The organism is Streptomyces sp. NPDC093544 (assembly GCF_040683495.1).
GTDB lineage: Bacteria > Actinomycetota > Actinomycetes > Streptomycetales > Streptomycetaceae > Streptomyces.
Genome location: NZ_JBFBEA010000054.1, coordinates 24,598 through 30,853 on the forward strand (window position 1 = coordinate 24,598; position 6,256 = coordinate 30,853).

Below are 6,256 nucleotides of genomic sequence, written 5' to 3' on the forward strand. Positions count from 1 at the left end.
CCGCCTGATGAGGACGGCAGCGCTCACGCTCACGCTCACGCGACCGGCAGGTACTAGCCGATCGTCACCGTCTTCTCCACCGTGACCTGGTCGATGTCCGACGTCCGCACGGTGGCCTTCATCGTCCAGGTGCCGGCCAGCGGGAGGGTGAGGCCGTCGGTGGCCCAGTAGCCGCCCTTGTCCGTGAGCTGGGCGTCGATCGGGCCGACGTCCTGCTTCGGCAGGGTGAAGGTCAGACGCAGTTCGGGGACGGTCGCGAGACCGCCGTCGGGACCGTAGACCACGGCCTGGATGGAGTTCTCGCCCACCCGGCCGGGCGCCAGATCGATCTGGACCTTGCCGCGCCCGCCGGGGGTACCGACGTCGAAGGGGATCAGTGTCGTCGAGCCGGTGGGCTGGTCGGCGGCCACGGTCGCGGCCGCCGTCTCGGTGGCGGCCCGCCCCGGCTGGGTACCGGTCAGCACGGTGGTGATCACCAGCACGACGATCCCGACGGTGACCTCGGCGAACACGGAACGCCGCAACGCCCGCCGGTACGCATCGGACTCGCCCCCCGCCCCACCGGTCGGTACGTCGCCCAAGGGCGCCTCAGCCCGTACGTCCGCGGAGCCACCCGGAGCCCCGACCACCTCCGGCACCCGCTCCGCCACGGACACCGGCACGGCCACCGGCTCCGGCACCGCCAGCCGCCCCGTCCAGCGCCGCGAGTACCCGGCCCCCGCCAGCAGAAGCAGCACCGCGCACAGCTTGACGACGAGGATGCGGCCGTACGACGTCGAGGTCAGGGCGTCCCAGGAGCCGAGGCCGCGCCAGGACTGGTAGACGCCGGTGGCGGTGAGGACGGCGACCGAGGTGAGGGCGAGCCGGGAGAAGCGGGTGACGACGGCCGCGGGGACCGGTTCGGCGGGCCGGTACAGCGCGATGAGCAGGGCGGTCAGGCCGCCGAGCCAGACCGCCATGGCGAGCAGGTGCAGTACGGAGGAGACCATCGCCACGGGGACCTGGATTCCGGCGGACGCGTGCTCGGCGGCGGCCCAGGTGACCGCGAGACCGACGGCGAGCAGCCCACCCAGTGCCCACATGACCCGCCCCCGCTCCCGCACTCGTACGGGATAGAAGGCCACCGCCCCCAGCAGCACCAGCCGTGCCACCAGCGCCATTCCGGGCCTGCTGGTCAGCGTGTCGCGCAGCACCGCCGGATCGAAGGCGGCCGCGAGTCCGCTGCCCCGCTCGTAGGGCCCGCGCAGGAGAACCAGGACGAGGGTGGAGACGAACAGGGTCCACCAGCCGCCCAGCAGCAGCCGGCGCACACTGCCCGGGAACCCGCAGGCCAGCACGAAGACGGCGGCGCCGATGAGCACGGCGAGGCCGCCGTAGGCGACGTAGCGGGTGATGTCGTAGAGGTTGCTCGCGACGGTGTCCTCGGCGGAGGCGGTGGGCAGGACGGCGGCGGTCGCGGAGGCTTTGCCGATGGAGAAGGTGAAGGCGCCGGAGACCGGGTGGCTGTCCGCGGAGACGACCCGCCAGGCCACGGTGAAGGTGCCGGTGCCCATGTCGTCCGGGAGGGTCACGAGGGCGGTGTTGGAGCGGTCGCCCGCGTGCGTGGGCTTGCCGGTGTGGACGCGGGCGTTGTCCGGGGTGATCACGCGGAAGGAGTCGTCGAGGAGCCCGACGGACTCGGTGAACGTCAGCGTGATCTGGGTGGGGGCCTCCTTCACCACGCTGCCGTCCTGCGGATCGGTGCCGGACAGCGCGGCGTGCGCGGACGCGCCGCCCACACCGCCGAAGAGCACCAGGGCCAGGACGGAGCCCAGCAGCGCCAGTCCCCGGACGATGTTCCGCCGCGCTCGCTGTCCGCTCACTACCGTCTCCGTATCCGCATGTCCTCGCCGCGACCCGCATTCCCCCGGTCTCGGATACGTACGGACGATAGCGGCGTACTGCTCACCCCCGCGGCGGGGAACCCTCCCAAGAACACCCCTCCGCCTAAGCCCTCTCCGCGAGGACCCTCTCCCGTGTGAGGAAGGCGAGCCTGGCCGGCTTCTCGGGCAGATGGACCTCGGGCAGGTCGATCTCCGGCAGCACGATCTCCGGACCCGGGACGAACCCCTGCCTGGTCAGAAGGGAGATCGCCTTCGTGTTGCGCGCGTCGGGCTCGACCACGACCCGCTGCCGGCCAAGACCGATCAGCACGTACGTGGTGAACGCGGCCAGCAACCCGGCCGACCAGCCCGGCTGCTCGCCGCCGGGTCCGGCGGGCCCGATCAGCAGGTGGATCCCGATGTCCCCGTCCTGGACGTCGTAGCACTCGCTGACGCGGTCCGCGCGGGGCTCGTACGTCTGGAAGAGCGCGGCCGGTTCGCCGTCCTTGACCGCGAGGAAGGCATGGTGGGTGTCGAGCGAGTCCAGATGAACGTAGATCTCCAGCACTTGCTCTCTGCTGAGCCCGTTCATGCCCCAGAACCTGGCCCGCTCCTCGCTCACCCAGCCGTGGATGACGTCCAGGTCGGCGTGCGGGTCGACGGGCAGGACACGGACGGTCCCGAAGCCGTCGACCAGCTCTTCGTGGACGGCGTCGCGGGCCCCGGCGTACGGCTCAGTCCGCATGGTTCTCCTTGGTCAGTACGTTCCAGTCGGTGGTCACGCGGACCAGATCTCCCTTGAGCCACAAGGGGAGTTGGTCACGGTGGTGGACGGCCCCCGGGACACCGTCGGCACCGAGCGGCACCACCCAGAGGCTCTGGTCCCGGTCGGCGAGATCCCATACGTAACGGGCGGCCGGACCGCGCGCGCTCAGATCGGTGAGGCCGGGCACCGCCGAGGTGCAGAGCACACAGTCGTGATCGCCGGAGAGCCCCGGTTCGTCGTACGACGCCCCACCGACAGCGCGCCAGGGAGCGAGCCGATGAGTCTCGCCCCAGGTACGCGGAGTCCAGTCGGCGGCCACGTCCTCCACTGCCGCACGCACGACCGCATCGCGATCGATGCCGTACAACTCCTCGGCCCTCAGCAGGCTTTCGAGGGCGAAGGCGACGCGAGTGGTGAGGGCGAGCCAGGGAAGGAAGACCTCCGGGTACGGGGGCGGGTCGGCCAGCACGGCCAGCGCGGGATGCGCCGCGAGCCGCCGTACAACCGCACCACGGACCGCCGCGAACGCACCGGCGCCGACGCTCTCGGCGTCCATGTGCCGATCCCAGCCAAGGAGTTGGTCCACCAGGGCTGCGGCCGACGGGCTCAACTCCTCACGGAGAGTGGCGAGACGATCCAACAGGGCCCCGGCAGAAGCGAGATGAGTGTCCATGTGAATGACGGCCATGTCACCGGCGGACCATTCCGCCCGGGACACAAGAAGTTCCCAAATACGCGCGGCCCGATGCGGCGCAGCGAACTCAACACCGAACGGAGTAGCCGGCCCACGCTGATTGGCCATGACGGCGATCTCACCGTCCCCGGCGTGAGGCATCTCGTCATGCCAGCCCCGCCACTCCCTCCCCGGCTCCCACGCGTTCACGATCCGCGTCCGGTTGTCCGCACCGCGCACCGGGACCCGTCCCGCGACCCGGTGCAGCAGCCCGCCCTCGGTGTCGGCGGCCTGCACGACGTTCACGGGCTCGGCCCAGAGGTCGAACGCCCGGTCCACATCGGCGACTTGACGGGCCCGCAGCAGCGGAAGCAGCGCACTGAAGCCAAGGTCTTCGGTGACGCGAGGCGGATAACGCAGACTGATGGACTGCTCCGCACCGGTCCCCCCGATGATCACGGGCCCCCGCCCCGTCTCGATCACCTCGACCTCAACAGACTCACCCCCGGCAACCTCCACCCTCTCCACGTGCCGCGCCGCGGTCCGCCACTCACCATCCGGGTCAAGGGCCTCGACGGCCGCCGCCCCCGAAGGCCCGACCAGCCGCAGCCGCTCCCGGTAAAGGTCCTGATAGTCGGCCATCGCGTTGGTGATCGCCCAGGCGACGTGGCCGGTGTGGCCGAAGTGGCCGATACCCGGGACGCCGGGGACGGCGAGGCCGACGACGTCGAACTCGGGGCAGGACAGGTGGATCTGCTGGTAGACACCAGGTTCCTCGATGAAGCGATGCGGATCGCCGCCGATGACGGCGTGCCCGGTGACCGTCCGCGCGCCGCTCACCAGCCACCCGTTGCTGCCGGAGGTGCCGGGCCCGTCGGTGGCGAAGAGCCCCACGGCCTCCGCACCGAGCCGCCGCACGACCTCCTCGCGCCACAGCTTGGCGGGAAATCCGGCGAAGAGGATGTGCGTACCGAGCCAGACGCCGAGCGGTGTCCATGGCTCCCAGCGCCCGGGAACGAGTCCGGTCTCCGCAAATTCAACGGCCCGCCGACCCCCCTCGGCCAGCCCCTCATTGACCCCTGCCACGTACGAGACGACCCACGCGGCGGTCTCGGGATCCCGTCTCTCCAGGGCCGCGAAACAGCGTCTGGCGGTGTCGTCGAGTCGGGCCTGCCGCGCGAACCGGTCCCACCCGACGGCCTCGGCGCCGAGGAACCCGGCGGAGGTGCCCTGGAAGCGGTGCCGTTCGACCTCCAGCTGCCAGGCCCGGTCCACGGCGGTGACCCGGCCCTGGGCACGGGCGAGTTCGAGTGCGCTGTCGGCACGCAGGTGAGGGATTCCCCAGGCGTCACGGTAGATCTCGACGGTCACGGCCCATCCCCACTCTTATCAGGTTAGGCTAACCTAACTTTCCTTGTGGAAGAGATCGTACGTGAGGGGTGGCGAAGGCATGGTCCAGGGGCACGGCTGGGAGGGCGCGGTCCTCAAACTGTTCCGCGGCAAGGACTTCGAGTTCACGGTGACGGGCGCCGAGGACGTCACCGTGAACTACCGGCGCCTCCACCTCACCGACGGCGGCATGCTCGCGGCAACCGGCGTGCACCCCACGATGTGGGTACGCCTGTGGTTCGACAACGCGGGCAAACCGCACCAGCGGGCGTACACCCTGGTCGACCCCGCCCCGGCGACCGGCACCTTCAGCCTGGAGTTCGCCCTGCACGAGGGCTGCGCGAGCGACTGGGCGAGGTCGGCGAAGCCCGGGGACACCATCGAGGCAACGGTCCAGGGCACCGCCTTCACGGAGCCGGACCCCGCCCCGACCCACCTCTTCGCCATGGCGGACACGGCAGCGCTCCCGGCCCTCAACTCCCTCTTGGACTCGATGAATTCCACCCCGGCCACCATCTGGTTCGAGACGGACCACGAACCCGAATCCCTCCCCCTCCGTCTCACCCCCACCCTCCACGACTTCCGCCCGCTCCCCCGCCGGGACAACGGCGCACACCTGATCGGCGAGGTAAAAACGGACCTGCCCCCTTTGCTGGAGACGGCGCACCCGAATCCGTACGTCTGGATCGCCTGCGACACGACCACCACCCGTTCCCTGACGTCGTACGTCCGCAAGGAGCTGGCACTTCCCCGCCAGCGGGTGCACGCACTGGGCTACTGGCGCGCGACCTGACGCCGCACCCGCCATCATCGATCCATGGACGTCACCCTCCACCTGGCCCAGCAGCCCGAAGCCGACGAACTCCTCGGACGCAGCCCCCTGGCAGCCCTCGTCGGAATGCTCCTGGACCAGCAGGTTCCAATGGAATGGGCGTTCGCGGGCCCGTACACGATCGCCCAGCGCATGAACAAGGACGACCTCGACGCGCATGAGATCGCCACGTACGACCCGGAAGCCTTCGCCGCCCTCCTCTCCACAAAGCCGGCCGTACACCGCTACCCCGGCTCCATGGCCAAGCGCATCCAGCAGCTGTGCCAGTACCTCGTGGAGCACTACCACGGAGACGCGACCGCCGTCTGGAAAGACGCCACGACAGGCAACGAACTCCTCCAGCGCCTCAAGGAACTCCCCGGCTTCGGCCCCCAGAAGGCCCAGATCTTCCTGGCCCTGCTGGGCAAGCAACTCAACATCCGCCCCAAGGGCTGGCGCGAGGCCGCGGGCCCCTACGGCGCCCCGGACTCCTTCCGCTCAGTAGCGGACATCACAGGCCCCGACTCCCTCACAAAGGTCCGGGCCCACAAACAGGAAATGAAGGCAGCCGCAAAGGCGGCAAAAGCGACCGCCAAATAGCCCGAGGCCCCACGGCCCGCAGCCGAATGACGGCGGAAGGGGGCGTGCCGGTACGTCCAGATGCCCGTCGCGTACGTTCGCGTCACCGGACCCGTCGCATCCTGCCCAACGCCTGATCCGGCGGCGACGGGCGGGACGTACCGGCACGCCCCCGA

The 6,256-nt window shown here is 70.4% G+C and carries 5 protein-coding genes; 2 read left to right on the forward strand and 3 right to left on the reverse strand.

Annotated features, from left to right (window positions below; all coding sequences use genetic code 11):
- Window positions 1-53: 53 nt before the first annotated feature.
- From AB0N66_RS41430 to AB0N66_RS41440, 3 genes are all read right to left on the reverse strand, one after another.
- Complete coding sequence (locus AB0N66_RS41430; protein WP_365445807.1) at window positions 54-1,862, reverse strand: copper resistance protein CopC; 1,809 nt, start codon at window positions 1,860-1,862, stop codon at window positions 54-56.
- 124 nt (window positions 1,863-1,986) lie between these two features.
- Window positions 1,987-2,607 (reverse strand): GNAT family N-acetyltransferase, encoded by a 621-nt coding sequence (locus AB0N66_RS41435; RefSeq protein WP_365445810.1) that lies wholly within the window; start codon window positions 2,605-2,607, stop codon window positions 1,987-1,989.
- Window positions 2,597-4,672, reverse strand: a complete 2,076-nt coding sequence (locus AB0N66_RS41440; RefSeq protein WP_365445813.1) for a penicillin acylase family protein — start codon at window positions 4,670-4,672, stop codon at window positions 2,597-2,599. Before AB0N66_RS41440 ends, AB0N66_RS41435 begins: the two co-directional genes overlap by 11 nt.
- Before the next feature lie 79 nt (window positions 4,673-4,751).
- On the opposite strand from AB0N66_RS41440, the gene AB0N66_RS41445 reads away from it, so the two are divergent.
- Both AB0N66_RS41445 and AB0N66_RS41450 read left to right on the forward strand, forming a co-directional pair.
- Window positions 4,752-5,483 (forward strand): siderophore-interacting protein, encoded by a 732-nt coding sequence (locus AB0N66_RS41445; protein WP_365445822.1) that lies wholly within the window; start codon window positions 4,752-4,754, stop codon window positions 5,481-5,483.
- Window positions 5,484-5,507: 24 nt separating this feature from the next.
- Window positions 5,508-6,101: an HhH-GPD-type base excision DNA repair protein gene (locus AB0N66_RS41450; RefSeq protein ID WP_365445816.1), complete on the forward strand. Its 594-nt coding sequence runs from the start codon at window positions 5,508-5,510 to the stop codon at window positions 6,099-6,101.
- The last annotated feature ends 155 nt before the right edge of the window (window positions 6,102-6,256 follow it).

Excerpts from the sequence above, each read along its gene's own strand:
- AB0N66_RS41435 (WP_365445810.1), bottom strand. The coding sequence starts at position 2,607 with ATGCGGACTGAGCCGTACGCCGGGGCCCGCGACGCCGTCCACGAAGAG.
- AB0N66_RS41445 (WP_365445822.1), top strand. The coding sequence starts at position 4,752 with ATGGTCCAGGGGCACGGCTGGGAGGGCGCGGTCCTCAAACTGTTCCGC.
- AB0N66_RS41450 (WP_365445816.1), top strand. The coding sequence starts at position 5,508 with ATGGACGTCACCCTCCACCTGGCCCAGCAGCCCGAAGCCGACGAACTC.